Genomic DNA, 25,715 nt, shown 5'->3' with positions numbered 1-25,715 from the left:
CGGAGCGTAAGTCAGTCCGAAAATGCCTGCGCCGTCGCCGCCAGCGCGCCATCCTGCGTCAGGTCATAATGGAGCGGCGTCACCGCGATATAGTCTTCTGCGATGGCCGCCAGATCTGTCCCCTCGGGCGCGGAATCGCTGCGGCCGAGGCCAAACCAGTAATAGCGATAGCCGCGCGGATCGGTGCCCTCGATGATCTTGGTCCGGTCGACATCATGGAAGCCCTGCCGCACGACGCGCACGCCCTTGACCCTGTCCGGGTCGATCGCGGGGAAATTGACGTTGAACAACAGGCGCGGGCTGGCCGGCATCGCGATCAGCGGGCGCAGCACCCGCTCGCCCCAGGCTTCGGCGGCGGCAAAGGGCACCGCGTCGCCCATCGCCTCGCGGGCATAGACCTGGCTCAGCGCGATCGACTTGATGCCGGAAATCGCGCCCTCCATCGCGGCCGCGACGGTGCCCGAATAGGTCACGTCCTCGGCCAGGTTGGCGCCGCGATTGACGCCCGACAGGACCAGGTCGGGTTTCGCGTCCTTCATCAGATGGCCGACCGCCATCATCACCGCATCGGTCGGCGTGCCGGTGACGCTATAATGCTTCTCGCTATGCTGGCGGATGCGCAGCGGACGGGTCAGCGTCAGGCTGTGGCCCGCGCCCGATTGTTCCTCGCTCGGCGCGACGATCCAGATATCGTCGGACAGGGTGCGGGCGATCGTCTCCAGCACCTTCAGCCCCGGCGCATGGACGCCATCGTCATTGGTGAGCAGGATGCGCATCGCCCGTTCCCTTGCTTAAGGCCTTTTCTTATCGGGGCTCCAGCTTGGTGATGCCGCCCATATAGGGCGCCAGCACCTCGGGCACGACCACGCTGCCGTCGGCCTGCTGGTAATTTTCCAGCACCGCAACCAGTGTACGGCCGACCGCCAGGCCCGAGCCGTTCAGGGTGTGGAGGAAGCGCGTCGCCTTCTCCCCCTCCGGCTTGTAGCGGGCGTTCATCCGCCGCGCCTGGAAATCGCCGCAGTTGGAGACGGAGCTGATCTCGCGATAGGTCGCCTGGCTCGGCAGCCAGACTTCCAGATCATAGGTCTTGCGCGCGCCAAAGCCCATGTCGCCGCTGCACAGCAGCATCTTGCGATAGGGCAGGTGCAGCGCCTGGAGGATGCCCTCGGCCGCCTGCACCATCCGCTCATGCTCGGCGTCCGAATCCTCGGGCGCGCAGATCGCGACCAGCTCGACCTTCTCGAACTGATGCTGGCGGATAAAACCGCGCGTGTCGCGTCCGGCCGATCCGGCCTCCGACCGGAAACAGGGGGTCAGTGCGGTCAGACGCACCGGCAGGGTGTCGGTCGGCACGATCTGTTCGGCGACCAGATTGGTCAGCGATACCTCGGCGGTCGGGATCAGCCAGCGGCCATCGGTGGTGCGGAACAGATCCTCGGCGAACTTCGGCAACTGGCCGGTGCCGAACAGCGCCTCGTCGCGCACCAGCAGTGGCGGATTGGTTTCCTCATAGCCGTTGGTGCCGCTCTGGGTGTCGAGCATATATTGCGCCAGCGCGCGGTGCAGCCGCGCCATCTGGCCACGCAGCGCGGTGAAGCGCGCGCCCGACAGGGCCGCGCCGCCCTCGAAATCCAGCCCCAGCGCCGGGCCGAAATCGGCATGGTCCTGAGCGGCGAAATCGAATGCGCGGATATTGCCCCAGCGGCTCAGCTCGACATTGCCGGCTTCATCCTCGCCCTGCGGCACGTCGTCGGCGGGCAGGTTGGGGATCGCTGCGAGCATCGCATTGAGCGCCGCGCCGACCTCGGCCTCTTCCGCTTCCAGCGCCGGTGTGCCTTCCTTCAGCGCCGCGACCTCGGCCTTCAGCGCCTCTGCCTTTGCCATGTCCTTGGCGGCCATCGCCTGGCCGATCGCCTTGCTCGCCTCGTTGCGGCGGGCCTGCCCCTGCTGCAGCTCCGTCTTGAGCGCGCGGCTCTTTTCGTCCAGCGCCAATATGTCGGCGGACAGCGGGGCCAGGCCACGGCGCGCCAGGGCGGCGTCGAAAGCGGCGGGATTTTCGCGGATGAAGCGGATGTCGTGCATCGCTGCCCTATGCCGCCGCGAACGAGGCCACGCAACCCTGTGCGCTTTCGCCCGTTGGTAATGCATCCACAAAATGAAGGAGAAGGCGATGCAGATCGATCATGATGCGATGGTGCTGGTGGCGGACGGGCGCAAATTGCTCTTCTTCCGCAACAAGGGCGACCGCGCCTTTCCCCAGCTGGAGGCGGAAGAGGTGAAGGTGCAGGATAATCCGGCCGACCGGGACCAGGCTTCGGATGCCCCCGGCCGCGCCTTCAATTCGGTCGGCAGCCATCGCAGCAGTATGGAACAGACCGATTTCCATGAACTGGAGGAGGCACGCTTCGCGGCGGAAGCGGCCGACCTGCTCAAGCGCCGCGCCTTCGCGCAGGATTATGAGAAGCTGATCATCGTCGCCCCGCCGACGGCATTGGGCGAGATGCGCAAACATTATCACAAGGAAGTGCAGGACCGGCTGGTCGGGGAGATCGCCAAGGATCTGGCCAATCATCCCGTGGCCGAAATCGAGAAGATCATCGCCCGCAGTTGAGTGGAAAACCCAATCGGCAAAAGAAAAGGGCGGCCCCAGGGCCGCCCTTTTTTCTATCAGATGTCGCCGGTGCGGATGATCGGGATAGGCTTGGCCGGGCCATGGCCCTCGATCGACAGCTCCGTATTGCGATCGGCCAGGCGCTTGCGCATCAGCAGCGCGGCGGCACCGGCACCGAACAGCAGCACCATCGGCGGCGCCGGCACATCGGTCGGCGGCGGCGGCGCGGGAGGCGGCGGCGTGCCCGAAGAGGTGCCCGACGATGTCGAGGTCGACGACGAACTGCTGGTCGAGCTGCTCGTCGACGTGCTGCCGAAGCTCGACGATCCGGTCGAGGTCGAACTGGACGTGGAAGTCGATGTCGCGCCCGACGAGGAAGAGGTCGACGTCGATGTGGACGTAGAGGTCGATGTCGACGTGGAGGTCGACGTCGAGGTCGTCGTGGTCGTTCCACCCGGCGGAGTCGGCGAATCCGAACCGCTCGACGTGGTCGTCGTGCTGGTGGTGGAGGTTGGCGGCGTGGGCGAGTTGGACCCGCTCGAACCGGTCGATCCCGTCGAACCGGTGGTAGAGATCACCACCGTGCCGCCACCGCTGCTGCCGCCACCAAAGAAGCCGCCGATGAAACCGCTGCTGCCGCCAAAGCCGCTGCTGCCGCCGATCGGCGCTGCGGTCGGAGTCGGTCCACCCGCCATCAGGGGCAGGGCGGCCTGCACCGGCGGCGGGGGCAGCGGGATGGGCGGCGACGGCGTGGTCACGGTCACGCGGATCGGGTCGGGCTTCTTGGCCGGCGGGCGCTTGGCCGTGGCCAGGACGCGCTGGCGCGGCTTGGCCTTCACACTCTTGGTGCTGTAAACCGTTGCCGGACGCGCATTTTCCGCCACATGGACGGCGCCCCCGCCAATGATGGCGCCGCCACAAGTGCAGGCGCACAATTTTGCCAAAGCCATCCGAACCGACATAGGATCTTCTCTAGTCCTGTTTACCCATTCGCGCCATCGGACCCTTCCGTAGCGTGAACCCTGCCATTCCCTACTGCATACCAACGCAAAATAAAGCGTTAACTGCAAGGGCATTAACCATCTTTGCGCCGTAAAAGGTCCGAAAAATCGGGCGTTTGAGTCAACTGCAATGGTTAACGTGTCATTGTGGAACGTTAAGGATGGGCTGCGTGGACATCCCGATGGCCGGATCGGGGAAAACCCTGATGGAGTCGCGCCGTCCGTTCCGGGCGGGTCAGCCGACCTAGGGGATGCGCCGGAGTGCGCATTGTCCGCTTGTATCGCCTCGTCGCGGTGGCTATGAGGCCCGCTCAAACAAAAGTCATGGGCGCCCGGAACTTACAGCGCCGGGGCCTCTCGAGTCGGAGAGCCAGATGGCATCGGTACTGAATTCCGATAAAGACGGTGTGAAGCCGCCAAAATCGACCGTAACACTCCCGGACGATTATCGTCCGTCGGCTGACGAAGAATTCATGAACCCCCTGCAGCAGGAATATTTCCGGCAGCGTCTCTGGGACTGGAAGAAACAGATCCTGTCCGAAGCTGAAGGCACGCTCGCTGTGCTGCAGAATGAACCGCTGCGCGAACCCGACCTCAACGACCGCGCATCGAGCGAGACCGACTGGTCGATCGAGCTGCGCACCCGCGACCGCCAGCGCAAGCTGATCTCCAAGATCGACGCGGCGCTCCGCCGTATCGATGAAGGCGAATATGGCTATTGCGAAGTCACCGGCGAGCCGATCTCGCTGGGCCGGCTGGAAGCCCGTCCGATCGCGACCATGACGGTCGAGGCGCAGGAGCGGCACGAGCGTCAGGAAAAAGTCTCCCGCGACGATTAACCCCCAGCGGCGGTTAACCCTTTCTCCACGTCGCATGACTATCCTGTTGGCCAAGTGTCATTTTGCGGGAATAGTCATGGACAAGGAAACGGGAAATTCTGATCGGGGACCGGCTCGTTCCGCGCCGCGCGACAGCCTGTTCCTGCTCACCAGCCTCAGCACGATCGATGGCGTCGATCTGGGCAAGGCGCGCGTGCGCAATCTGTCGGCCACCGGCCTGATGGCGGATTGCGAGCGCGCCATTCCGGCGGGCACGCGGCTTCGTCTCGAACTGCGCGGCGTCGGTCCGGTCGAGGGTTCGGTCGCCTGGTCGCGCGATGACAAGATCGGCTTTGCCTTCGACGCGCCGATCGATCCGCAACTGGCGCGCAAGCCGGTTGCCAATGGCGTGTCGCGGCAGGCCCTGCCGGACTATCTGCGTTCAGCGACGATCACGCGCCGCTGATATCGATGATTTAAATGGGTTGGCAAAAGGCCCCGCCGGTTCGCCGCGCGGGGCTTTTCATATGCGGCCTGTTCCATGCCGCCGCGACGCCTCCACTTGGGGCGAGCGTTAGGCGAAGGCTGCCATGCCCAACGCCTGTCATCGCCAGGTCATCTTCCCCGGCTAGACGCCCTCTGTCGCACTATGTCGAAAATCTGGCCGGGGTTCCGGCTGGATCGATGCTCTGTGTCCCGCTGGCAGGAAAATGGCCGGTCCGGTGATCCGGCCCCGGCCTTTTCCGTGCGGAACGGGCTTAATGTCGGCCCTGCATCTCTTCCTTGACCCGCAATTTCTGCTTCTTCAGCGAGGCGACGAGAATGTCGTCGGGCATCGGCCGACTCGACTCAGCCTTGATCCGGGCTTCGAGCCCGGCATGCTTTGCGGAAAGAGCTGAAACGTGGGAATTTTCCATGACATTCTCCTTACGAGGGTGATGGATGACGAAGTAGATCATGATTCGGCGGACCTGTCTCGCGATGATTCGCGCTTTGCGATGGGCCGTCGGTAAAATTGCGATGGCCCGCGCGTCCGCGCCGGGCTATCAGGAGAGGCTATGTTGGGTTCAGAAGGCGGGGGCTTGGTGAGCCGCGAAGACATTATGCGCCGGTTGGAGCTGCTGCGGGTCGAGCATCGCGATCTCGACGCTGCGATCGCGGCGCTGGTCGATGGCGGGGTGGGCGACCAGATGCAGGTCGCGCGCCTCAAGAAGCGCAAGCTGCGGCTGCGGGACGAGATCGTCGCGCTCGAAGACGCGCTGGTCCCGGATATCATCGCCTGATGCGTCCGCCGCGTCGCAAAATTGCGGGACTGCGGCGTAAAGCGATCCCAAATGGGACAGGCGGGCTTCCGGCGCCATCCACGGCCCTGACAATCGCATCGCGATATGTCAGCTAGGCCTATGCGTAACGCAGCCGCCCTTGATCCCGGCCTTCATCGCCGCCTTGTCGATGGCCTCTATATGGAGGCGATGGTGATGGCGGATGAGGTGCGCTCCTATTTCGACGCGGATGAGGCCGGACAGTTTGCCGCCGACGATCCGCTGCGCCGCGTGTCCTTCGCCTGTGAATCGCTCAAGGTCACGACCCGGCTGATGCACATCATCGCCTGGCTGCTCAGCCAGCGCGCCTGGCAGCGCGGCGAGATTGGCGATGGGGACGTGGCCGATGAGAAATATCGGCTCGGCCGCGCCACCGCCACCGATCCGGGCATTGCCGGCGACTTCCCCTTCGCCGCCCGTTCGCTGATCGAGGCGAGCCAGGAGCTTTATGGCCGGGTCGCGCGGCTGGAGGAACGGATGCTGTCGCCGGACGCGCCGCTGGCCGACAGTCCGGCCCGCGCACTCATGGATCGGCTCAACACCGCCTTCTGACCATTGCGCCATTGCCATCTCTTGGCTGGCATAATCGCCCCGACTTGGTCTAGACCGGTCGCATGACCCATGGCTTGCGGACAGGGCGCCGCTTTCCCGTTGATCCGCGCGCCGCAGGGCTATGTCTCTTGCCCCTGGCGCTTTGCACTGCCGGCACTGCGTTCGCGCAGGCGGTCCAGCCTGCCAATTCCGCCGCTGATCCCGCCAGCCCGCCGGTCGACCCGTCCGCATCTCTCGATGCCATGCCCGACATCGGCATCGACTGGCCCGACATGGGCCAGCCCGATACGGTCGCCCCGTTGCCGGAGGATCCGGTTGCAGCCAGCGAACCCGATACCCCCGATCAGCCGGTGCAGCAGGCCGCGGACGCTGCCGATACCGGCCCGGCCGAGGAGGTTGTCACCTTCACCGACGCCGGGGAGGAGCGCAAATATGGCGTCACCCTGCGCGGTATCGACGCGATCGGCGACAATCAGATCACGACCCGTTTCGACAGCCTGTCGATACTGCACCAGGGGGAGGGGAAGGCCGCCAACCTTGCCCAGATCAACCGCCGGGTGAAGGAAGACAGCGACCTGCTCGACCGGTTGCTGCGCGCCGACGGCTATTATGCCGCGCGCGTGCGCGGCAGCGTCGCGCCGCCGCCCGCCGGCAGCGACAAGCTGTCCGTCATCTTCGACGTCACGCCGGGGCCGCTTTATGTCCTCGACACGGTCGAGATTGCCGGCCTCGCCGAAACCGGCCCGCGGGAGGAGACGCTGCGCGGCGCCTTCACGATGAAGTCGGGCGATCCGATCAACGCCGACCGCATCCTGGCGGGCCAGACTGCGCTGGCGACGGCGCTGGGCGAAAATGGCTATCCCTTCGCCAGGGTGGACGAACCCGAAGTGCGGATCGACCATGAAGCGCGCAACGGCGATCTCGACATCATCGTCACGCCTGGCGGCTATCGCAGCTTTGGCCAGATATTGCTCGACAATGATGATGTGTTCAGCGCCCGCCATCTCCAGCGCATGGCCCGGTTCGAACCCGGCGAAACCTACCGCGCCACCGATGTGGAGGATCTGCGCCGCGCCATCGTCACCACCGGCCTCGTCTCGTCCGTCACGCTGACGCCGAAGGACGCGGGCGATGGCGAGCATGTCGACCTGGATGTCGATCTGCGCCCGGCGCCGATGCGCACCATTGCGGGCGAACTGGGCTATGGCACGGGCGAAGGCTATCGCGCGGAAGTCAGCTGGCAGCATCGCAATCTCTTCCCGCCCGAAGGATCGCTCACCCTGCGCGGCGTGCTCGGCACCCAGGAACAGACGGCGCAGGCGACCTATCGCCGCAACAATTTCCGCGAGCGCGACCATGTGCTGACCGGCCTCGTCTCCTACAGCAATATCCGCCGCGACGCCTATGACGCGCGCACCATCACCCTGTCGGGCGGGCTGGAGCGGCAGACCAACATCCTGTTCCAGAAACATTGGGTCTGGCGCGTCGGTGCCGAACTCATCGCCTCGGACGAAGCCGATGCCTTTTCCGGCGGCAGCCGCCGCACCTTCTTCATCGGCGCGGTGCCGCTCAGCCTTACCTATGATGGCAGCGACGACCTGCTCAACCCCAGCAAGGGCTTCCGCCTCGGCGGCCGCCTCAGCCCGGAACTCTCCTTTCAGGGTTCGACCTTCGGCTATGCCAAGGCGCAGGTCGACGCCAGCGCCTATCAGCCGATCAATGATCGTGTCGTGCTCGCAGGGCGCACCCGGCTCGGCACCATCCTCGGCTCCACCGTCGATCGCATCGCGCCGTCGCGGCGTTTCTATGCCGGCGGCGGCGCGTCGGTGCGCGGCTATGGCTATCAGGCGATCGGCCCGCGCTACGGCCCGGACGATGATCCGGTCGGCGGCAAGAGCCTGATCGAATTTTCCGCCGAGGCGCGCATCCGCTTCGGCAATTTCGGCGTCGTCCCCTTCCTCGACGCGGGCAATATCTCGACCACCTTCCTGCCGCGCTTCCGCGACCTGCGCGTCGGCACGGGGCTTGGCGTGCGCTATTATAGCAGCTTCGGCCCGATCCGCGTCGATGTCGGCACGCCGATCAATCCGCAGCCGGGCGATGCCAAGGTTGCCGTCTATGTCTCGCTGGGGCAGGCCTTCTGATGGCCACGCTACCGCCCGACAGCCAGCCGCCCGTGCCGCCGCCACCCGCCGCGCCGCCGCGCCGCCGCGCCTGGGACGGGCGCTGGCAGCGCTGGCTGGCGGGCGCACTGGCGCTCGCGCTGCTGGTCGTGGTGGCGACGCTGGCCTGGCTCGACAGCGCGCCCGGACACCGCTTCCTCGTCTCGCGCATCGCCGCCGTCAGCCCGCCCTCGGGCCTGCGCATCCATGTCGACCGGATCGAAGGCAGCATTTATCGCAAGGCGGTGCTGCGCGGTCTCGTCCTGTCCGATCCCAAGGGCCGCTTCTTCGACGCGCCGCGGGTGGAACTGGACTGGTGGCCCTTCGCCTGGCTCTCCAACCGGCTCGACATCGATCGGCTGGTGATCCCGCAGGCGACCCTGCACAAACTGCCCAAGCTCAATCCCAGCGAGCGGCAGGGGCCTATCCTGCCGGGCTTCGACATCCGCCTGATGCAGTTCTCGGTCGATCGGCTCACCGTCGCGCCCGCCGTCACCGGCAAGGTCGAACTGGCCACCCTGTCGGGCGATGCCGACATTCGTGGCGGCCGCGCGATCATCGACCTGTCGGCCCGCGTCATCGGCGCAGAGGATGCCCTGAACCTCACGCTCGACAGCCGGCCCGACGATGACCGGTTCAACCTGGCGGTCACCGTCAATGCGCCCAGGGGCGGGGTGCTGGCGGCGATGGCTGGCCTCAATCAGGACGGCAATCTGCGCATCAGCGGCAAGGGGCGATGGACCAGATGGGATGGGCGCCTCGCCGCCACCCTGGCCGGCAATCCCGTCGCCGACCTGAAACTCGGCGCGCGCAGCGGCGCCTACACCATCCAGGGCACGATCGAGGGCAGCGCCGTTCCCGGCAAGGGCCTGCTGCCGCGTCTCGCGTCGCCGCGCCTCACCATCGGCGCCCAGGGGACGCTGGCCGACCGGGTGGTCGATGGCAGGCTCACGCTGCGCTCGGCGGCGATCGACATGGTCGCCGACGGCGCCATCGACCTGCGCAACAATGCCTTCGACAATCTGCGCGTCGACATGAACCTCGCCCGGCCCGAAGCGCTGCTCAGGGATATGCGCGGCCGCGATGTGGTGGCGAAGGTTCGGCTTGACGGTCCGTTCGTCGGCTTCGGCTATGAATATCTGCTCACCGCGCGCCAACTCGCCTTCGGCAAGACCCAGATCAACGATGTCCGCATCGACGGCAAGGGCCGCCAGGCGAAAAGCGGGCCGGTGCTGCTGCCGGTCCGGTTGCGCGCACGCAGCCTCGACGGGCAGGGCGATCTGGTTGCCGGCATCGTCCGCAATTTCGCGCTCGACGGCGTGCTGCAGCTCAAGGGGCAGCAGATCGTCAGCAACCCCATGCCCTTTCGGTCGGACCGCCTGAACGGCAAGCTGCTGGTCATGGCCGACCTCAAGAGCGGCCGCTATGATGTCGGCATCGACGGGCGGATCAGTGGCCTCTTCATTCGCGGCCTCGGCATCGTCGATCTGGACTCGAAACTGCGTGCGGCCCCCGGCGCCAATGGCGCCTTCGGCCTGTCGGGCAATGCCGTGGCCAAGGTCCGCCGGCTCGACAATGCCTTCCTCAAGGGGCTGGGCGGCGGCCTGCCCACGGTCCGCAGCGCGCTCGCCCTGCTGCCCGGCGGCGAGATCGGCTTCTCCAACATGAAGCTCGACGCGCCGCTCATCAGCCTCAATGCCAAGGGCGTGCGCCACCGCGACGGCACCGTCCATCTCGAAGGCAATGGCAGCCACAAGCAATATGGCCCGGTCGATGTCGTGCTCGATGGCAAGATCGACCGGCCGATCGTCCATGTCCAGCTGGCGCGGCCGATGGATGCGCTCGGCCTGCGCGACGTGCGCGGCGAATTTCTGCCCGGCGCCGACGGCAATTACAGCTTCACCGCCAATGGCGGATCGACGCTCGGCCCGTTCACCGGCGAAGGCCGCATCTTGCTGCCGCCCGGCGGCCAGGCGGTGGTCCGCGTCGCGCGCATCGCAGTCTCGGGCGTCACCGCCAGCGGCGACATCCGCCCGGTCACCGGCGGCCTCGACGGCCAGTTGCTGGTCGCCGGCCCGGTCAGCGGCACGATCGGCTTCCAGCCGGTCGGCGGCATCCAGCAGTTGAAGCTCGATCTCGACGCCAATGACGCCAGCTTCGACGGCCCCTCCACCATCGCCGTGCGGCGCGGCTCGCTCGATGCCACCATCCTGCTCGATCCCGACGGCACCTCGATCAACGCCACCGCCCAGGCACGCGGGCTGCGCGTCGGCGGCATGCTGCTCGGCCGGCTCGACGCCACCGCCGCGCTGGTCGACGGGCGCGGCAAGGTCTCGGGCAATCTCTCGGGCCAGCGCGGCCGCCTGTTCGACCTCAAGGGCGAGGCGCAGGTCGATCTCGACCGGGTCCGCCTGTCGGCCAGCGGCACGATCGACAAGCGGCCGATCCGCCTGACCCGCGCGGCGCTCTTCACCCGTGCGGAGGATGGCTGGCGCCTGTCGCCCGCGACCATCAGCTATGCCGGCGGCACGCTGCAACTGGCGGGCGAACTGGGCGGCGAAACCACCCGGATCGAGGCGCGCGCGCAGAAGATGCCGCTCGCCCTGCTCGACATCGCCTATGACAATCTGGGGCTGGGCGGCATGGCCACCGGCACCTTGAGCTACAGCCGCCCGCGCGGTGGCCTGCCGACCGGCAAGGCGGAACTGCGCATCCGTGGCCTGTCGCGCTCGGGCCTGTCCTTGAGTTCCCGCCCGGTCGATGTCGGCGTCAACGCCGTGCTGACCCTCGACCGGCTCGCCACCCGCATGGTATTCGTCGCCGACGGTCAGACCATCGGCCGCGGCCAGGCGCTGCTCACCCCGCTCATCTCGACCGGCAGCCTGGTCGAACGGCTCAACGGTGCGCCGCTGATCGCGCAACTGCGCTTCAACGGCACCGCCGACACGCTCTGGCGCCTGACCGGCGTGGAGATTGTCGACATTGCCGGCCCTGTCAGCGTCACCGCCGACGCCCATGGCACGCTTGCCGATCCGGTCATCACCGGCTCGCTCGCGACCGACAATGCCGCGCTCAACAGCCCGGTCACCGGCATGCGCCTGCGCAACGTCAAGGCGCGCGCCCGCTTCGCCGGGGCGCAACTGGTCTTCTCCAGCTTCACCGCCAATGCCCAGAATAGCGGCAGCGTGACCGGCACCGGCAATTTTACCTTCAACGGCATTGGCGGCGTGGGCATGGACCTCGCCTTCCAGGCGGACAATGCCGCGCTGCTGGAACGCGACGATATCGCCGCCACCGTCACCGGCCCGCTCACCATCCGCTCCGACGGCAAGGGCGGCGAGATTGGCGGCGACGTCACCCTCAACAGGAGCCGCTTCACCATGGGCCGGGCCGCCGCCGTCGCCCAGATCCCCGAACTCAAGGTGATCGAGATCAACCGGCGCGGCGAGGAGATTGAACGCCCCCGCGCCGCCGAGCCCTGGACCATGGCGGTCAAGGCGCGGGCGCGCAATCGCCTGACCGTGACCGGCCTTGGCCTCGACAGCGAATGGCGCGCCGATCTCAACATTGGCGGCACCGTCACCAATCCGGCGATCGCCGGCCGGGCCGAACTGGTGCGTGGCAATTATGAATTTGCCGGCCGCCGTTTCGAACTGCGCGAAGGGCGCATCCAGTTCGACGGCAAGACCCCGGTCAACCCGACGCTCGACATCGATGCGGAGGCGGACGTCAGCGATCTCACCGCCACCATCCATGTCGGCGGCACCGGCCTCAAGCCCGACATCAGCTTCAACTCCGTGCCCTCGCTGCCGCAGGACGAACTGCTCTCGCGCATCCTGTTCGGCACCTCGATCACCAACCTGTCCGCACCCGAAGCGCTCCAGCTCGCCTCGGCGGTCGGCTCGCTTCAGGGCGAGGGTGGGCTTGATCCGATCAATGCGGTGCGCAAGGCGGCGGGCCTGGATCGTCTGCGCATCATCGCGGCCGATCCGACCCAGGGGCAGGGCACCTCGCTCGCCGCCGGCAAATATCTGACCCGCAAGACCTATGTCGAACTGATCAGCGATGGGCAGGGCTATAGCGCCACCCGGATGGAATATCAGGTGACACGCTGGCTGTCCCTGCTAGGCGCTATTTCCACCCTCGGCCGCCAGAGCGCCAACCTGCGTATTTCCAAGGATTATTGACGTGACCAAATCGCGCATCGACAGCGCCGCCGCGATCAGCGTGATGGACCTGTTCACCATCGGCATCGGCCCGTCCAGCTCGCACACGGTCGGGCCGATGCGCGCCGCGCTGATGTTCATGGATACGCTGCCGACCTGTCCGGTGCGGGTGCAGTGCGAACTTTACGGGTCGCTGGCGCTGACCGGCCGGGGCCATGCCACCGACAGCGCGATCCTGCTCGGCCTGTCGGGCCACAGCCCCGAAAATGTCGATCCCGATGCCATCCCCGCCATTCTTCAGGCGATCCGCGACGATGGCCGCATTCGCGCCGGCAGCGCTCATCTCGACTGGGTGCCGTTCGAGGAAGCGCGCGACCTTGTCTTCCGCATGGGCGAATTTCTGGAGGCGCACAGCAACGGCATGCGCTTTTCCGCCTGGCTGCCGGGCCGGGACGATCCGCTGGTGCGCGATTATTATTCGATCGGCGGCGGCGCGGTGCTGCCCGGCGCCATTCCCGCCGACCCGGATATTCCGCTCGGCCATAATGTGGTCCAGCCCTTTCCCTTCTCGTCTGGCGCCGAACTGCTGGCGCAAGGGGAGGCAACCGGCCTCAGCATCGCCACGCTGGTTCTCCGCAACGAGGGCGCCTGGCGCGCCCAGGGAGAGACCGAGGCCTTTCTCGACAGCGTGATCGACGCCATGTCCGCCTCGATCGATCGCGGCCTGAAAGAAGAGGGCCTGCTGCCCGGCGGGCTCAAGGTGCGCCGCCGGGCCAAGGCGATCCACAACAAGCTGCGGCTGCAGGGCGCCAGCGTCGGCCCCGCCCAGATCTTCGAATGGGTCAGCCTGTTCGCGCTCGCCGTGAACGAGGAAAATGCCGCCGGCGGCCGGGTCGTCACCGCACCCACCAACGGCGCGGCCGGTGTGATCCCGGCGGTGCTTCATTATTATCGCCGCTTCGTCCCCGGCGCCGATCGGGAAGGGGAACGCCGCTTCCTCCTCACCACCGCCGCCATGGGCTTCCTCTACAAGAAGCGCGCCTCTATCTCGGCCGCCGAAATGGGCTGCCAGGGCGAAGTCGGCGTCGCCTGCTCGATGGCGGCGGCGGGCCTCGCCGCCGTGCTGGGCGGCACCAACAGCCAGGTCGAAAATGCCGCCGAGATCGGCATGGAGCATAATCTGGGCCTCACCTGCGATCCGATCGGCGGCCTCGTCCAGATCCCCTGCATCGAACGCAACACCATGGGCGCGGTGAAGGCGATCAACGCCGCCTATCTCGCGCTCCAGGGCGATGGCCGTCATATCGTCAGCCTCGACGCGGTGATCGAGACGATGCGCCAGACCGGCGAGGATATGGCCAGCCGCTACAAGGAGACATCGCTTGGCGGTCTGGCCGTCAATGTCGTGGAATGCTGAAGGAAGGCGGCCTCATTTCGTCGCTCCCGGCCCACGGGAACGCGCCGAACTGAGCGGCTTTCGTGGCATTAATGCCACATTATCAGCTGTTTATCTGAGGTTCATGAAACAAATATGACCGCTCCGGCTTGAGCGTCTCACCCCCAAGGGGAAGAGAAAGACAACGGAGTGATGTTTATGCGTAAGTTGATGGTCGCCACTTTGCTGGCCGGTGGTGCAGTCGCCGCGCCGGCGCTCGCACAGGATGCCACCCCGACCTTCACCGGCCCGCGTGTCGAAGCGATCCTGGGCTATGACCATACCGGGGCCGGCAGCTCGATCGACAATGACAATGGCAGCGACGATCAGAAGATCGACGGCCTGCTCTATGGTGTCGGCGCGGGCTATGACGTGAATGTCGGCGGCGCCGTCGTCGGCGTCGAGGGCGAGTTCACCGACTCCACCGCCAAGAGCAGCCGCAACGACTTCACCGACCAGTTCGGTTATGGCCGCGTCAAGCAGGGCCGCGATCTCTATATCGGTGCCCGCGCCGGTATCCTCGCCGATCCCTCGACCCTCATCTATGTGAAGGGCGGCTACACCAACACCAAGCTGGGCGTGCTGGCCGGCGACACCAATCAGGTCACCGACACCTCGTTCAAGCTGGACGGCTGGCGCGTCGGCGGCGGCGTGGAGCGCGCGCTCAATGCCAATACCTTCGCCAAGATCGAATATCGCTACTCCAAATATGACAGCGCCCATATCGACTTCATGGATGGCTCGACCAGCAGCGAATTCGACGTCGACACCGACCGCCATCAGGTCGTCGCCTCGGTCGGCTGGCGCTTCTAAGACGTCAGACTATCCTCCCCACCCGTTCGCTTCGAGCGAAGTCGAGAAGTGCGATGCAGAAGCGTTTCTCGACAAGCTCGAAACGAACGGGGCAGAGGGCATTCGATACAGAAAACAGGGGGGCGGTCACCGATCGGCCCCTTTTTTGCAGCATCCGCCCATAGCCTCTATCAGCCGCCCTGCGGGGATGTTACTTACATGGTTGTGAGTAACGCGATTCCCCACCTGTACCCGGTTGGCATCCAGCCCGACGACATCGACTTCATGGGGCATGTCAACAATGCCAGCTATCTGAAGTGGGTTCAGGATGCCGTGCTCGACCATTGGCGCGCGCTCGCCCCGGCCGAAGCGGTGGCCCAGCATCTCTGGGTCGCGCTCAAGCATGAGATCACCTACCGCAAGCCCACCTTCCTGGATGATGAGGTGATCGCCACCGTCCTCCTCGAAAAGGTGCAGGGCGCCCGTGCCTTCTACGAAACCGTCATCCGCCGTGGCGAGGAAGTGCTGGCCGAGGTCAAGTCGAGTTGGTGCTGCGTCGATGCCTCCACCCTGCGCCCGGCCCGCATCGCCCGCGAAGTGATGCAGCATTTCTTCGCGCCCGACGACAGCGGCACCAGCGCCGACTGATCCCATTATGTGAATGGCATGGTTGCAGCGTGGGAACGCGCTTGACCCATGCCCGGATGTTTGCATTAGTCCGACAAATGAAGGGCCGGTAACGGGGCGGCGAAGCGCGCCGTCCGCTGCGGCCCTGTCGGCGAAGCGCGTCTGTCGATCATCATGCGCTCGCCCGATGAATGAGGGAGAGGGCTTTGATGCGGTGGCAGTCGGGAATGACATATCTGGGGTTTTGCCTGCTGCTGGGCAGCGCCACCATGGCGATCGCGGCCCCCGCCACGCCGCCGCGCCTGCTCGACATCGTCAAAAGCATCGTCAAGGCCAAGCCGGAGGCGAAGGACGAAGCCAGCGCCCGGACGTCCTATCTCCTCGTCTATTTCAAGGATGAGACCCACTCGCTGCATTTCGCGACATCGGCGGATGGCTACAGCTTTACCGACGTCAATGACGGTGCGCCGGTCCTCAATGGCCGCGACGTCGCTGAACAGAAGGGTATCCGCGATCCCTATATCATGCGCGGCCCCGACAATGCCTTCTACCTCGCCATGACCGACCTGCATATTTTCGCCAGGCGCGAAGGGCTGCGGGATACCGACTGGCAGCGGCCGACCGACGCCTATGGCTGGGGCAATAACCGCTCGATGCTCTTCATGAAATCCTATGATCTCACCCATTGGACGCTCGCGTCCGTGACCATAGATCAGCTGTTCAAGTCGACCGCCAATGCCGGCACCGCCTGGGCGCCGGAAATGATCTACGATCCCGACAAGCGCAAGATCATGGTCTATTTCAGCACCCGCAACGGCAAGGAGACCGACCATATGGTCTATGCCTATGCGGACGACGCCTTCACCACGCTGACCAGCGAACCGCGCGACCTGTTCACCTATCCCAAGCCCGGCATCGGCACGATCGACGGCGACATCACCAAGGTCGGCGACCGCTACCGCCTCTTTTATGTCGCGCATGACAAGCCCGGCCATCTGCGCCAGGCGACCTCATCGCGCATGGATGGCGGCTATGTCTTCGATCCCGCCAAGATCGACCCGGAAACGGTCGGCACCGAAGCGCCCAATCTGTGGCGGCGCCACGGCACCGACACCTATGTGCTGATGTATGATGTGTTCGGCGCCAAGCCGGTCAACAATATGGGCTTTTCGGAGACGGAGGATTTCGTCCATTTCCGCGACATCGGCCATTTCAACGCGCCGGGATCGCCGATGAAGGCGACTAACTTCACCCAGCCCAAGCACGGCGCCGTCATCCCGATCACCCCGGCGGAAGCGGAGCGGCTGAAGACGTTCTTCCGGAAATAAGGGGCAGGGGAGGATCGCACCGGATCGGCCCAATGCCGCCGGTGCGATCCACCATCCTTACAGCGTGGCTTCGATCGCGCGCGCCGCCTGGTCGGGATCTTCGGCCTGGCTGATCGGGCGGCCGATCACCAGCATCGACGCGCCCCGGTCCAGCGCTTCGCGCGGGGTCACGGCCCGCTTCTGGTCGCCCATGGCGCCACCCGCCGGGCGCACGCCGGGCACGACGAAATAGCCGTCGGGCCAGATCTTCTTGACCAGCGCGACTTCCTCGCCGGAACAGACGATGCCGTCCAGGCCGGCGTCCCGCGCCAGTTCGGCGAGGCGCGTCACCTGTTCCTCGGCCGCACCATTGACGCCAATGTCATTAAGGTCGCCATTGTCGAGGCTGGTGAGCACCGTCACCGCCACCACCTTGGTCTTGGTGCCGGCCGCCGCCTTGGCGTCCTCCAGCATCGCCCGGCCGCCGGCGGCATGGACCGTCAGCACCGCCGGCTCCAGCCCGTGCAGCGCCTGCACCGCCTTGGCCACCGTATTGGGAATGTCGTGCAGCTTGAGGTCAAGGAAGATCGGCAGGCCGAACTTCATCATCTCATGCACGCCATGATGGCCATTGGCGCAGAAGAACTCCAGCCCCAGCTTCAGCCCGCCGACATGGTTGCGGACCTGCCCGGCCAGATGCTGGGCCTTGGCAAGGTCGGGCGTGTCGATGGCGACATAGATCGGGCTGCTCATGCTTGTCCTGTAGGGGTAAGGGGCGACGGCGTGGCGTCGGGCAAGATCGGGGTTGTCACCGTCGCAGGCGTCACGGGCGTGGCCGGCGCGGCGGAAGCGGTCGCGGCGACCAGCGCACGCTCGGTGCTCTCCAGCCGGCGCTTCATGCGCCAGCGCGTCGCGCGGGCCATGATCCAGAAGGGCATGGCGCCCAGCAGGAATGCGCCGATCAGAAGCACCGGCAATTTGGTTTCCATCACCATGTCGCCCCACAGGCGCACGGTCACGGGGACATAGTTCGCCATGCAGAAGAAGGCGAGGGCGACGGCGATGACGACCCAGAAGGCAGTCCGCAGAAATTGCATCGGCGATCCTCTCGCTGCTGATAGGGCGGTCAGCCTAGGCGATTTTGGCGAAAGGCGAAAGCGCCTGTTCAGATTTCGCGGACGGCGACCATCATCGACAGGCTTTGCGTCGCGCCTGGCGCCAGCATCGCCATGCCTTCAGGCCGGTTGATCGCGTCCGGCATATGGCTGACCGGCTCCAGGCAGAAGAAGTCGCCAGCGGGCGGACGGAAGACATGCAGCCAGTCCGCGCCCTCAGCCATCAAGGTCAGGCGGATGCCGTCGCCGCGTTCGACGACCGCTATATGGTCCCAGCCGCCATGGACATTGTCGATCAGGCTGTCGCCGGTCACGCGCGCACCCTGCGACCAGTCGCCCAGCGCATCGGCCGGCACTTCCCGTTCGGGCAGCATGTCGGGGGAGGAGAGCCAGAGCGTGTCGGCGTGGAAGCGCAGCATCGTGTCGCCGTCCAGCGCGAAATAGGGATGGAAGCCAAGGCCGCAGGGCATCGGGTTGTCGCCCAGATTCTGCACCAGCAGCGTGACTTCCAGCGCATCCTCGCTCAGCCGCACATGCTGCTGCGCGCGCCAGGCCCAGGGCCAGCCGGCATCGCCGGCATGATCCTGTTCCAGCCTGACGTCATGGCCCGACTGTTCCAGCACATGCCAGGGCCGCTGCCAGCCAAAGCCATGGATGCTGTGGGGATGATCGCCGAAATTGAGCGGCAACTGATAGCTTTGCCCGTCCACGCTATAGCGCCCATGGGCGATGCGGTTGGCATAGGGCACCAGCGGGAAGCTGGCCATGTCCAGCGGATCATGGCTGTCCTGCGGCGCGCGGCGCAGCAGGGCCACGCCGTCGCGATCGAAGGACAGGATCGACCCGCCAATGTCCGGGGCGAGCGCGCAGCTGAGCGCGCCCGCCTTCAGGGTTACGATCTTGCTCAGCCGACCATGTCCTCAAGCTCGCGGCCCTTGGTCTCATGAACCATGGCGCGCACGAAGAAGAAGGAAATGGCGGCAAACAGGGCGTAGCCGGTATAGGTCACGACCAGGCCCGGCGACACGGCGAGCGACGGGAAGCTGACCGAGATCGCGGCATTGGCGATCCACTGGGCAAAGCCGGCGACGGCCAGGCCCGAACCACGGATCTGGTTGGGGAACATCTCGCCCAGCATCACCCACATGATCGGACCCCAGCTCAGGTTGAAGAAGATCACGTAGAGGTTCGCTGCGATCAGCGCCATCAGGCCATTATGACCCGGCAGCACCACGCCGCCATCCGCGCCGGTGACGGCGGTGGAGAAGGCATAGGCAACGATCGCCAGCGTCACCGCCATGCCGGCCGAACCGATCAGCAGCAGCGGCTTGCGGCCGATCTTGTCGACCAGCATGATCGTGCCCAGGCACGCGCCGATCGACAGCACGCCCGACAGGATGTTGATCTGCAGCGCATTATCCTCGGAAAAGCCGACGGCTTCCCACAGGGTGGCGCCATAATAGAAGACGACATTGATGCCGACCAGCTGCTGGAAGACGGCGAGGCCAATGCCGGCCCACACGATCGGGCGCACCTTGCCGCTGGCCTTGTCGATCAGGTCACTGAGCTTGGGGCGGTGATGATCTGCGGCCAGGCTGGCGCGGATCTCGCCGACCTTGCGATTGGCTTCCTCGGCCCCGAACAGCTTGGTCAGGACCGCGCGGGCGCGTTCGTCCTGGCCGCGCGCGACCAGATAGCGGGGGCTTTCCGGGATCACCAGCAGCGCCAGGAAATAGATGGCGGCCGGGATCGCCTGCAGCCAGAACATCCAGCGCCAGGCCGGGAAGTCGAGCCACAAGGGCGCGGTCGAACCGCCGGCATAGCGGGCCAGCACGAAATTGGCGACAAAGGCGCCGGTCAGGCCGGAAATGATCATCACCTGCTGCACGCTCGACAGCCGGCCGCGGATCGATGCGGGGGTGACTTCGGAAATATAGACCGGCGAGATGACGCTCGCCGCGCCCACGCCCAGGCCGCCGATGATGCGGGCGATGATGAAGATGGCGGAGGAACCGGCGGCACCGGCCAGCAGTGCGCTCACCAGGAACAGGATCGCCGCCAGCATCATCACGCCGCGACGGCCGATGATGTCGGCCATGCGGCCCGCGCCGAACGCGCCGATCGACGACCCGACCAGGATCGCGCCGACATTGACGCCGATGCCCAGCTTGCCCAGGTCGAAAGCGGCTTCCAGCCCCTTCTGGGTGCCGTTGATGACGCCCGAATCATAACCGAACATGAAACCGCCGATCGTGGCGACGGCCACGATCGCTGCGATGAAGGCCATATTGACCTTCCCGGCGCTCCCCTCACTCATCTGCTTGTCCTTCCAGCTCTCTATTTCTTCTATATCGTGGCGACATGGCCCGGCAGCCCCGCGACGCCGGCGTCGAAGGCGAACAGATCGCCCGCAAGGGGCTGTTCTGTCAACGCTGTCACATCCAGTCCCTTGCGCGCCGTCGTGGCATAGGCCGTCATCAGGTCCGGGCCGCCAAAGGCGATCTTGGTGATGTTGGCGACGGGGAAGCGGATTTCCCGCATCAGCCGCCCGGCCGGGTCATAGCGGCGCACCGCCCATCCGCCGAACAGCCCGGTCCACAGACAGCCTTCGGCATCGACCGTGGGGCCGTCGGGATAGCCCGCGCCATCCTCGATCCGCGTGAACAGGGTGGCGGCGCCGGCGACGCCATCGGCATCGACCGGGCATTGCCAGATGGCGCGGCCCAGCGTGTCGGTATGATAAAGGATGCGCCCGTCGGGCGAGAGGGCAGGGCCGTTGGTGATCGACACGGCGGCCAGCCCGCTCTCGACCAGGTCGCCGCGATGCAGCCGGTAGAAACGGCCGCTTTCCTCTTCCTCGGCATCGTCCATCGACCCGAACCACAGGGCACCGCCGGGCGCCACCGTGGCGTCGTTCAGCCGGTTGCCCGGCCGATGCGCTTCGGGCGCGTGGAGCAGGGTGAAGGCGCCGCTCCTGGGATCGAAGCGATGCACGCCCGATTGCAGGCCGACCGCGAACAGCCCGTCATCGGTCGGCACGATCCAGCCGACCTGGCCCGGCGTCGTCCAGCTCTTGGACACGTCCAGCGCCGGGTCGAAGCGGTGGATCGCATGGCCCTTGATGTCGACGAACCACAAGGCCGCCTCGCGTTCGACCCAGATCGGCCCTTCGCCCAGCATCGCCCCGACCGACAGGACGCTGCGCGGTGCGGCGTCGCGCATCTCAGCGCCAGCCGGCGTCGATGAAATAGTCATGGCCGGTGCAATAGCGCGCATCGTCCGACGACAGGAACATGGCCAGCGCGGCGACGTCGACCGGCAGGATGCGGCCGTCCAGGCACTGGGCCGCGACGATCTCGGCCTCGCCTTCGGGTGTGTACCATTTTTCCTGGCGCAGCGTCTTCACATTGCCCGGAATGATGGTGTTGACGCGGATATTGTCGCGGCCAAGGTCGCGGGCCAGGCTGCGCGTCAGCCCCTCGATCGCCGCCTTGGCGGTCTGGTAGAGGATGAGGTCGGGCAGGGCCAGGTGCCAGCTGATCGAACCGAAGTTCAGGATCACGCCGCCGCCCGCGCGCTTCATCGCCGGGATCGCCGCCTGCGCCGCGAAGAACTGGTGACGCAGATTGACCGCCATCCGCTCGTCCCAATAGGCCTGGGTCACGTCCTCGATCGTGTGGCGATCGTCATTGGCGGCGTTGTTGATCAATATGTCGATCCCGCCCAGTTCCGCCTCGACCCGCGCCATCATCGCCTGCAGCGCGTCGATGTCGCGCAGGTCGCAGGCGTGGAAGATCGGGGTGAAGGCGCAGCCGCTCAGCCGTGCGGCCAGCGCCTCGCTCTCGGGGATGGCGATGTCGCAGAAGGCGACATGCGCGCCCTGCATCGCATAGGCTTCGACCAGCCCTTCGCCGATGCCGCTGCCGCCGCCGCTGATGAAGACCCGCTTGCCCTTCAGGCTCGGGTAGATGGCGCGGCTCATGCAGTTTCTTTCTGGTCGACGGCCGAGAGCAGACCGCGCCCGGCAAGATTGGTCATCAGCGCGGTCAGGCCAAAGGTCCAGGGGGCGGCGTCCTTCGACGTCACCACCGGATTGATCAGCTTGCCCAGGCGCGGGGTGGAGATGGCAACGATGTCACCGACCTTGTGGGTAAAGCCGCGGCCTTCCTCGTCACGGTCCTGCACGGGCGCGAACAGCGTGCCCAGGAACAGGGCGAAGCCATCGGGATATTGATGTTCCGACAGGGTCTGGCGCACCAGTTCCAGCGGATCGCGGCTGATCTGGTCCATCCGGCTCGTGCCTTCGAGCATATAGCCTTCCGGCCCCTCGATGGTCAGGCCGACTTCGGCATTGCGCACATCGTCGATCGTGAAGTCGCCGTCGAACAGGCGGACGAGCGGGCCGAGCGAGCAGGACGCATTATTGTCCTTCGCCTTGCCCAGCAGCAGGGCGGAGCGCCCTTCGAAATCGCGCAGGTTGACGTCGTTGCCCAGGGTCGCGCCCACGGCCCGGCCATCGGCATTGACCAGCAGCACGACCTCTGGCTCGGGATTGTTCCAGGTGGAATCGGACCGGATGCCGATTTCCGCCATCGGGCCGACCGTCGCCAGCACCGGCGCCTTGGTGAACACTTCTGCGTCCGGGCCGATGGCGACTTCCAGATATTGCGACCACAGGCCGTCCTCGATCAGCGCGGCCTTGAGCGCTGCGGCTTCCTCGGTGCCCGGCACCACGGCGCGGATCGATCCGCCGACCCGCTCTTCCAGGCGGCCACGGATTTCGGCGGCAGCGCCGGCATCGCCGCGCGCCCGTTCCTCGATCACGCGCTCCAGCGCCGACAGGGCAAAGGTCACGCCGCAGGCCTTGACGCATTGCAGGTCGACCGGGCTCAGCAGCACCGCTTCGATCGCGTCCAGATCGCCGATCTTCTCGCCATCGGCGGCGGCGACGAAGGGCAGCTTCTCGACCAGCTGGGCGCTGGTCGGCGCGATCGCGCTCATGTCGTAAACGATGCCCTGCGACACCAGGATCGGGCTCGGGCCCGCGTTCGTCTGGATGCGGCCCAGGAAAAGCCCGGTCCGCCAGTCATGCGGCAGACAGTCAAGCAAGGCGGTATCCCCCGGCATCATCTTCTCCTATGCACCTGGTTGTTGATTGATAGCGCTACCAACATGGAAGGGCGGTGCAAGTCAAGACCCCCTGATGAAAATCGCTCGCAGCGACGGGGCGTCGGGGCTTTGTTGGCTGCGGGCCAGGCGTCATGGCGTGCGCGTGGCACGGCGAATTTCCGGCCTTGCCGCTACGTCAGCCCTTTTCAGTCCCGCCGGGCTGCGGCATAGAAGGGGGACTATGAAGAAGAACCAAGAGAGCGTGCCGGACGCCGGCGCAGAAGCCCTCCAGCCAGAGGATAATGCCCCCGATCTTGCCGATGCGGCGCGCAAGTCCGCCGGAAAGGCCGTGTGGATGGGCACGGCCGTGGGCATCGGCTCGGCCGCGATCGTCGCTGCCCTGCTCTATACCAAGAAGCGTCGCTGAACCTGTCGGGGCCTCTTCCCGGCCCCGCGGCCATCCGCCATCAAAAAAAGGAGGCGGCATGTTCTGTGACATGCCGCCCCGGTGCGACCCGCTTGGGGTTCTGTATTTTCCCTGCCTTCGTGACGGGAAGGGAAATATTTATGCGCCCGCGCTGCCGCTCAGATAGCTGATCAGTTCGGGCTTGCTGACCGATATGCTCTTGTCGGCATCGGCAGTGGTAAAGGCGCCGCTGGCCCAGGCAGTGACTTCGGCCGGCGGCAGCGTCTTGCCGGTGGCCTTCATCTCCTGATCCTTGAGGGCCACCATCCAGCGCGAAAACTCGCCCTGGTCCAGCTGTCCGTCCTTGTTCGTGTCATAGGCCGGGAATTCCGACTCGACGATCGCGGCGACCGAATTGGCCGGGTTTGCCGGCTGCGCAGCCTGCGGTTCGGCGGGGCTTGCGGGCGCTGCCGGCTGTGCGGCCTGCGCTGCCGGATCGGCCGGCGCAGCCTGCTGCGCCAATGCGGGCGCTGCGACCAGCATGGCGCTCGTCAGAAGCAAGGTGCGGATCATGGCGACATCCTTTATATCATTGAAACGCGCAGGGCCTGCATTGGGCGCCTGCTTTGGCTTCATGCCTTAATTGCCATCACATAATACATGAAGACTAGGAAAAGTTCCTGAACATCGGTTCATCTACGCATTTGGACTTATGAAATGCTTCGGTTCGACTGTCTTTGCTTGGATAATTGCGGCCGGATGAGGCGCGCGCGGGGCAGGGGAGCCTCCTCAATTGCCCCAAAGGGCGCGGGCTGCTAGGCGGCGCGGCAATATCCACCCTCCAGCCGCAGGATTCGCCCATGGTCCCCCGCTATTCCCGTCCCGCAATGACCGCCCTCTGGGAGCCGGAAGCCCGCTTCAAGATCTGGTTCGAGATCGAGGCGCACGCGACCGAGAAGCTGGGCGAACTGGGCGTCGTCCCGCCGTCCGCCGCCAAGGCGCTGTGGGACTGGTGGGCCACCAACCCCGCGATCGACGTGCCCGCGATCGACGCGATCGAAGCCGTCACCAAGCATGACGTCATCGCCTTCCTGACCTGGGTCGCCGAACAGGTGGGCGACGAAGCCCGCTTCATGCATCAGGGCATGACCAGCTCCGACGTGCTCGACACCTGCCTTGCCGTGCAGCTCACCCGCGCCGCCGACCTGCTGATCGAGGATCTGGACAAGCTGCTCGACGTCATCAAGCGCCGCGCCTTCGAACATAAGCTGACCCCGACCATCGGCCGCAGCCACGGCATCCATGCCGAACCGGTCACCTTCGGCCTCAAGATGGCCGAAGCCTATGCCGAGTTCAGCCGCTGCAAGACCCGCCTGATCGCGGCCCGCGAGGAAGTCGCGACCTGCGCCATCTCGGGCGCGGTCGGCACCTTCGCCAATATCGACCCGCGCGTCGAGGAGCATGTCGCGCAAAAGCTCGGCCTCGCGATCGAGCCGGTCTCGACCCAGGTGATCCCGCGCGATCGCCACGCCATGTTCTTCGCGACGCTCGGCGTCATCGCCAGCTCGATCGAGCGCCTCGCCGTCGAGGTCCGCCACCTGCAGCGCACCGAAGTGCTGGAAGCAGAGGAATATTTCTCGCCTGGCCAGAAGGGCTCGTCGGCCATGCCGCACAAGCGCAACCCGGTCCTCACCGAAAACCTCACCGGCCTCGCCCGCATGGTGCGCAGCTATGCGCTGCCCGCCATGGAAAATGTGGCGCTCTGGCATGAGCGCGACATCTCGCACTCCTCGGTCGAGCGCTATATCGGCCCCGACGCGACCATCACCCTCGACTTCGCGCTCGGCCGCCTGACCGGCGTGATCGACAAGCTGCTCGTCTACCCCGAGCGGATGATGAAGAATCTCGACAAGATGGGTGGCCTCGTCCACTCGCAGCGCGTGCTGCTGGCCCTGACCCAGGCCGGCGTCAGCCGCGAAGACAGCTATCGCTATGTCCAGCGCAACGCGATGAAGGTCTGGGAATCCGACGGCCAGCTCTCGCTGCTCGAACTGCTCAAGGCCGACGAAGACGTCGCCAAGGCATTGAGCGCGCAGGAAATCGAGGACAAGTTCAACCTCGACTATCATTTCCGCCAGGTCGACACGATCTTCGCCCGCGTGTTCGGCGAAGCCTGACACTGAGGCGGCCATTGCCGCGCGACACTGAAGAAAAGGGCGCCCGACCACCCGGTCCGGCGCCCTTTTTCGTTCCTGCGAGCATGGCGAAGTCATGATGAAAAATGACGACCAG

Annotated in this window: 26 protein-coding genes; 14 read left to right on the top strand and 12 right to left on the bottom strand. The window is 65.9% G+C overall.

Features of this window, described 5'->3' with window-relative positions:
- Positions 1-11 precede the first annotated feature (11 nt).
- Together surE and serS are read right to left on the bottom strand one after the other, a co-directional pair.
- Positions 12-776, bottom strand: a complete 765-nt coding sequence (gene surE / locus JQK15_RS10965; protein WP_214865473.1) for a 5'/3'-nucleotidase SurE — start codon at positions 774-776, stop codon at positions 12-14.
- Positions 777-804: 28 nt separating this feature from the next.
- The gene (gene serS / locus JQK15_RS10960; protein ID WP_214865471.1) at positions 805-2,082 is read right to left on the bottom strand and encodes a serine--tRNA ligase; all 1,278 of its coding nucleotides are present in this window, start codon (positions 2,080-2,082) and stop codon (positions 805-807) included.
- An 88-nt stretch (positions 2,083-2,170) separates the two neighbouring features.
- On the opposite strand from serS, the gene JQK15_RS10955 reads away from it, so the two are divergent.
- Positions 2,171-2,611 (top strand): host attachment family protein, encoded by a 441-nt coding sequence (locus JQK15_RS10955; protein WP_168708741.1) that lies wholly within the window; start codon positions 2,171-2,173, stop codon positions 2,609-2,611.
- A 56-nt stretch (positions 2,612-2,667) separates the two neighbouring features.
- On the opposite strand, the gene JQK15_RS27270 is transcribed toward JQK15_RS10955, so the two are convergent.
- The gene (locus JQK15_RS27270; protein WP_257211453.1) at positions 2,668-2,802 is read right to left on the bottom strand and encodes a hypothetical protein; all 135 of its coding nucleotides are present in this window, start codon (positions 2,800-2,802) and stop codon (positions 2,668-2,670) included.
- 49 nt (positions 2,803-2,851) lie between these two features.
- On the opposite strand from JQK15_RS27270, the gene JQK15_RS10950 reads away from it, so the two are divergent.
- The 3 genes from JQK15_RS10950 (at position 2,852) to JQK15_RS10940 (ending at position 4,896) form a co-directional block, all read left to right on the top strand.
- A complete protein-coding gene (locus JQK15_RS10950; RefSeq protein ID WP_285236557.1) occupies positions 2,852-3,466 on the top strand; it encodes a hypothetical protein in 615 nt (204 codons plus the stop codon).
- A gap of 520 nt (positions 3,467-3,986) precedes the next feature.
- The gene (dksA, locus tag JQK15_RS10945; RefSeq protein ID WP_004211401.1) at positions 3,987-4,451 is read left to right on the top strand and encodes an RNA polymerase-binding protein DksA; all 465 of its coding nucleotides are present in this window, start codon (positions 3,987-3,989) and stop codon (positions 4,449-4,451) included.
- 76 nt (positions 4,452-4,527) lie between these two features.
- Positions 4,528-4,896, top strand: coding sequence for a PilZ domain-containing protein (locus JQK15_RS10940; RefSeq protein ID WP_010337948.1), 369 nt, complete (start codon positions 4,528-4,530; stop codon positions 4,894-4,896).
- Positions 4,897-5,188: 292 nt separating this feature from the next.
- Here the strand turns inward: JQK15_RS10940 and JQK15_RS10935 are convergent, their stop codons facing one another.
- Positions 5,189-5,347: a YdcH family protein gene (locus JQK15_RS10935; protein WP_010337949.1), complete on the bottom strand. Its 159-nt coding sequence runs from the start codon at positions 5,345-5,347 to the stop codon at positions 5,189-5,191.
- Between the two features lie 186 nt (positions 5,348-5,533).
- On the opposite strand from JQK15_RS10935, the gene JQK15_RS10930 reads away from it, so the two are divergent.
- The 8 genes from JQK15_RS10930 (at position 5,534) to JQK15_RS10895 (ending at position 16,814) form a co-directional block, all read left to right on the top strand.
- A complete protein-coding gene (locus JQK15_RS10930; RefSeq protein WP_037492086.1) occupies positions 5,534-5,713 on the top strand; it encodes a YdcH family protein in 180 nt (59 codons plus the stop codon).
- A 120-nt stretch (positions 5,714-5,833) separates the two neighbouring features.
- Positions 5,834-6,304, top strand: a complete 471-nt coding sequence (locus tag JQK15_RS10925; RefSeq protein ID WP_214865469.1) for a DUF1465 family protein — start codon at positions 5,834-5,836, stop codon at positions 6,302-6,304.
- 128 nt (positions 6,305-6,432) lie between these two features.
- The gene (locus JQK15_RS10920) at positions 6,433-8,448 is read left to right on the top strand and encodes an autotransporter assembly complex protein TamA (protein WP_214865467.1); all 2,016 of its coding nucleotides are present in this window, start codon (positions 6,433-6,435) and stop codon (positions 8,446-8,448) included.
- A complete protein-coding gene (locus tag JQK15_RS10915) occupies positions 8,448-12,653 on the top strand; it encodes a translocation/assembly module TamB domain-containing protein (RefSeq protein ID WP_214865465.1) in 4,206 nt (1,401 codons plus the stop codon). The genes JQK15_RS10920 and JQK15_RS10915 overlap by 1 nt, the downstream gene beginning before the upstream one ends.
- A gap of 1 nt (position 12,654) precedes the next feature.
- The gene (locus tag JQK15_RS10910) at positions 12,655-14,049 is read left to right on the top strand and encodes an L-serine ammonia-lyase (RefSeq protein WP_099231421.1); all 1,395 of its coding nucleotides are present in this window, start codon (positions 12,655-12,657) and stop codon (positions 14,047-14,049) included.
- Between the two features lie 177 nt (positions 14,050-14,226).
- The gene (locus tag JQK15_RS10905) at positions 14,227-14,880 is read left to right on the top strand and encodes an outer membrane protein (protein ID WP_004211411.1); all 654 of its coding nucleotides are present in this window, start codon (positions 14,227-14,229) and stop codon (positions 14,878-14,880) included.
- 198 nt (positions 14,881-15,078) lie between these two features.
- Positions 15,079-15,507 carry an acyl-CoA thioesterase gene (locus JQK15_RS10900; protein ID WP_048937371.1) on the top strand — a complete coding sequence of 143 codons (429 nt, stop codon included), beginning with the start codon at positions 15,079-15,081 and terminating at the stop codon, positions 15,505-15,507.
- A 206-nt stretch (positions 15,508-15,713) separates the two neighbouring features.
- Positions 15,714-16,814 (top strand): glycoside hydrolase family 43 protein, encoded by a 1,101-nt coding sequence (locus tag JQK15_RS10895; RefSeq protein WP_251007692.1) that lies wholly within the window; start codon positions 15,714-15,716, stop codon positions 16,812-16,814.
- Positions 16,815-16,871: 57 nt separating this feature from the next.
- On the opposite strand, the gene pyrF is transcribed toward JQK15_RS10895, so the two are convergent.
- The 7 genes from pyrF to JQK15_RS10860 form a co-directional block, all read right to left on the bottom strand.
- Complete coding sequence (pyrF, locus tag JQK15_RS10890; RefSeq protein ID WP_010337957.1) at positions 16,872-17,546, bottom strand: orotidine-5'-phosphate decarboxylase; 675 nt, start codon at positions 17,544-17,546, stop codon at positions 16,872-16,874.
- Entirely contained in the window at positions 17,543-17,890 is a 348-nt protein-coding gene (locus tag JQK15_RS10885; protein WP_004211415.1) for a lipopolysaccharide assembly protein LapA domain-containing protein, read from the bottom strand. The genes pyrF and JQK15_RS10885 overlap by 4 nt, the downstream gene beginning before the upstream one ends.
- 68 nt (positions 17,891-17,958) lie before the next feature.
- Positions 17,959-18,747, bottom strand: coding sequence for an aldose 1-epimerase (locus JQK15_RS10880; RefSeq protein WP_502956811.1), 789 nt, complete (start codon positions 18,745-18,747; stop codon positions 17,959-17,961).
- A 65-nt stretch (positions 18,748-18,812) separates the two neighbouring features.
- Complete coding sequence (locus JQK15_RS10875; protein WP_004211417.1) at positions 18,813-20,225, bottom strand: sugar porter family MFS transporter; 1,413 nt, start codon at positions 20,223-20,225, stop codon at positions 18,813-18,815.
- A 29-nt stretch (positions 20,226-20,254) separates the two neighbouring features.
- Positions 20,255-21,130 (bottom strand): SMP-30/gluconolactonase/LRE family protein, encoded by an 876-nt coding sequence (locus JQK15_RS10870; RefSeq protein WP_214865461.1) that lies wholly within the window; start codon positions 21,128-21,130, stop codon positions 20,255-20,257.
- Between the two features lies 1 nt (position 21,131).
- The gene (gene xylB / locus JQK15_RS10865; protein WP_048937366.1) at positions 21,132-21,890 is read right to left on the bottom strand and encodes a D-xylose 1-dehydrogenase; all 759 of its coding nucleotides are present in this window, start codon (positions 21,888-21,890) and stop codon (positions 21,132-21,134) included.
- On the bottom strand, positions 21,887-23,035 hold the full coding sequence (locus tag JQK15_RS10860) for a fumarylacetoacetate hydrolase family protein (RefSeq protein ID WP_214865612.1): 1,149 nt from the start codon (positions 23,033-23,035) through the stop codon (positions 21,887-21,889). The genes xylB and JQK15_RS10860 overlap by 4 nt, the downstream gene beginning before the upstream one ends.
- 223 nt (positions 23,036-23,258) lie before the next feature.
- Between JQK15_RS10860 and JQK15_RS10855 the strand changes: the two genes are divergently transcribed.
- Positions 23,259-23,444, top strand: a complete 186-nt coding sequence (locus tag JQK15_RS10855; RefSeq protein WP_004211421.1) for a hypothetical protein — start codon at positions 23,259-23,261, stop codon at positions 23,442-23,444.
- 138 nt (positions 23,445-23,582) lie between these two features.
- Here the strand turns inward: JQK15_RS10855 and JQK15_RS10850 are convergent, their stop codons facing one another.
- Entirely contained in the window at positions 23,583-23,996 is a 414-nt protein-coding gene (locus JQK15_RS10850) for an EF-hand domain-containing protein (protein ID WP_026109251.1), read from the bottom strand.
- Between the two features lie 287 nt (positions 23,997-24,283).
- Here JQK15_RS10850 and purB point away from each other — a divergent pair, with 287 nt between their 5' ends.
- A complete protein-coding gene (gene purB, locus JQK15_RS10845; protein WP_010337965.1) occupies positions 24,284-25,600 on the top strand; it encodes an adenylosuccinate lyase in 1,317 nt (438 codons plus the stop codon).
- The last annotated feature ends 115 nt before the right edge of the window (positions 25,601-25,715 follow it).

It is taken from the genome of Sphingobium sp. BHU LFT2, assembly GCF_018604485.1.
Classification (GTDB): domain Bacteria; phylum Pseudomonadota; class Alphaproteobacteria; order Sphingomonadales; family Sphingomonadaceae; genus Sphingobium; species Sphingobium yanoikuyae_A.
The sequence above is the reverse complement of the archived record's forward strand: the minus strand, read 5'-3'. Positions and strand labels throughout refer to the sequence as shown.

What these genes read in the sequence shown, in the direction of transcription:
- serS (WP_214865471.1), bottom strand. Translation starts at nt 2,082, where the DNA reads ATGCACGACATCCGCTTCATCCGCGAAAATCCCGCCGCTTTCGACGCC.
- pyrF (WP_010337957.1), bottom strand. Translation starts at nt 17,546, where the DNA reads ATGAGCAGCCCGATCTATGTCGCCATCGACACGCCCGACCTTGCCAAG.
- JQK15_RS10885 (WP_004211415.1), bottom strand. Translation starts at nt 17,890, where the DNA reads ATGCAATTTCTGCGGACTGCCTTCTGGGTCGTCATCGCCGTCGCCCTC.
- surE (WP_214865473.1), bottom strand. Translation starts at nt 776, where the DNA reads ATGCGCATCCTGCTCACCAATGACGATGGCGTCCATGCGCCGGGGCTG.
- JQK15_RS27270 (WP_257211453.1), bottom strand. Translation starts at nt 2,802, where the DNA reads ATGGTGCTGCTGTTCGGTGCCGGTGCCGCCGCGCTGCTGATGCGCAAG.
- JQK15_RS10875 (WP_004211417.1), bottom strand. Translation starts at nt 20,225, where the DNA reads ATGAGTGAGGGGAGCGCCGGGAAGGTCAATATGGCCTTCATCGCAGCG.
- dksA (WP_004211401.1), top strand. Translation starts at nt 3,987, where the DNA reads ATGGCATCGGTACTGAATTCCGATAAAGACGGTGTGAAGCCGCCAAAA.
- JQK15_RS10940 (WP_010337948.1), top strand. Translation starts at nt 4,528, where the DNA reads ATGGACAAGGAAACGGGAAATTCTGATCGGGGACCGGCTCGTTCCGCG.
- JQK15_RS10915 (WP_214865465.1), top strand. Translation starts at nt 8,448, where the DNA reads ATGGCCACGCTACCGCCCGACAGCCAGCCGCCCGTGCCGCCGCCACCC.
- JQK15_RS10895 (WP_251007692.1), top strand. Translation starts at nt 15,714, where the DNA reads ATGACATATCTGGGGTTTTGCCTGCTGCTGGGCAGCGCCACCATGGCG.
- JQK15_RS10855 (WP_004211421.1), top strand. Translation starts at nt 23,259, where the DNA reads ATGAAGAAGAACCAAGAGAGCGTGCCGGACGCCGGCGCAGAAGCCCTC.
- JQK15_RS10850 (WP_026109251.1), bottom strand. Translation starts at nt 23,996, where the DNA reads ATGATCCGCACCTTGCTTCTGACGAGCGCCATGCTGGTCGCAGCGCCC.
- JQK15_RS10900 (WP_048937371.1), top strand. Translation starts at nt 15,079, where the DNA reads ATGGTTGTGAGTAACGCGATTCCCCACCTGTACCCGGTTGGCATCCAG.
- purB (WP_010337965.1), top strand. Translation starts at nt 24,284, where the DNA reads ATGGTCCCCCGCTATTCCCGTCCCGCAATGACCGCCCTCTGGGAGCCG.
- JQK15_RS10870 (WP_214865461.1), bottom strand. Translation starts at nt 21,130, where the DNA reads ATGCGCGACGCCGCACCGCGCAGCGTCCTGTCGGTCGGGGCGATGCTG.
- JQK15_RS10905 (WP_004211411.1), top strand. Translation starts at nt 14,227, where the DNA reads ATGCGTAAGTTGATGGTCGCCACTTTGCTGGCCGGTGGTGCAGTCGCC.
- JQK15_RS10955 (WP_168708741.1), top strand. Translation starts at nt 2,171, where the DNA reads ATGCAGATCGATCATGATGCGATGGTGCTGGTGGCGGACGGGCGCAAA.
- JQK15_RS10925 (WP_214865469.1), top strand. Translation starts at nt 5,834, where the DNA reads ATGCGTAACGCAGCCGCCCTTGATCCCGGCCTTCATCGCCGCCTTGTC.
- JQK15_RS10935 (WP_010337949.1), bottom strand. Translation starts at nt 5,347, where the DNA reads ATGGAAAATTCCCACGTTTCAGCTCTTTCCGCAAAGCATGCCGGGCTC.
- JQK15_RS10930 (WP_037492086.1), top strand. Translation starts at nt 5,534, where the DNA reads ATGCGCCGGTTGGAGCTGCTGCGGGTCGAGCATCGCGATCTCGACGCT.
- JQK15_RS10860 (WP_214865612.1), bottom strand. Translation starts at nt 23,035, where the DNA reads ATGCCGGGGGATACCGCCTTGCTTGACTGTCTGCCGCATGACTGGCGG.
- xylB (WP_048937366.1), bottom strand. Translation starts at nt 21,890, where the DNA reads ATGAGCCGCGCCATCTACCCGAGCCTGAAGGGCAAGCGGGTCTTCATC.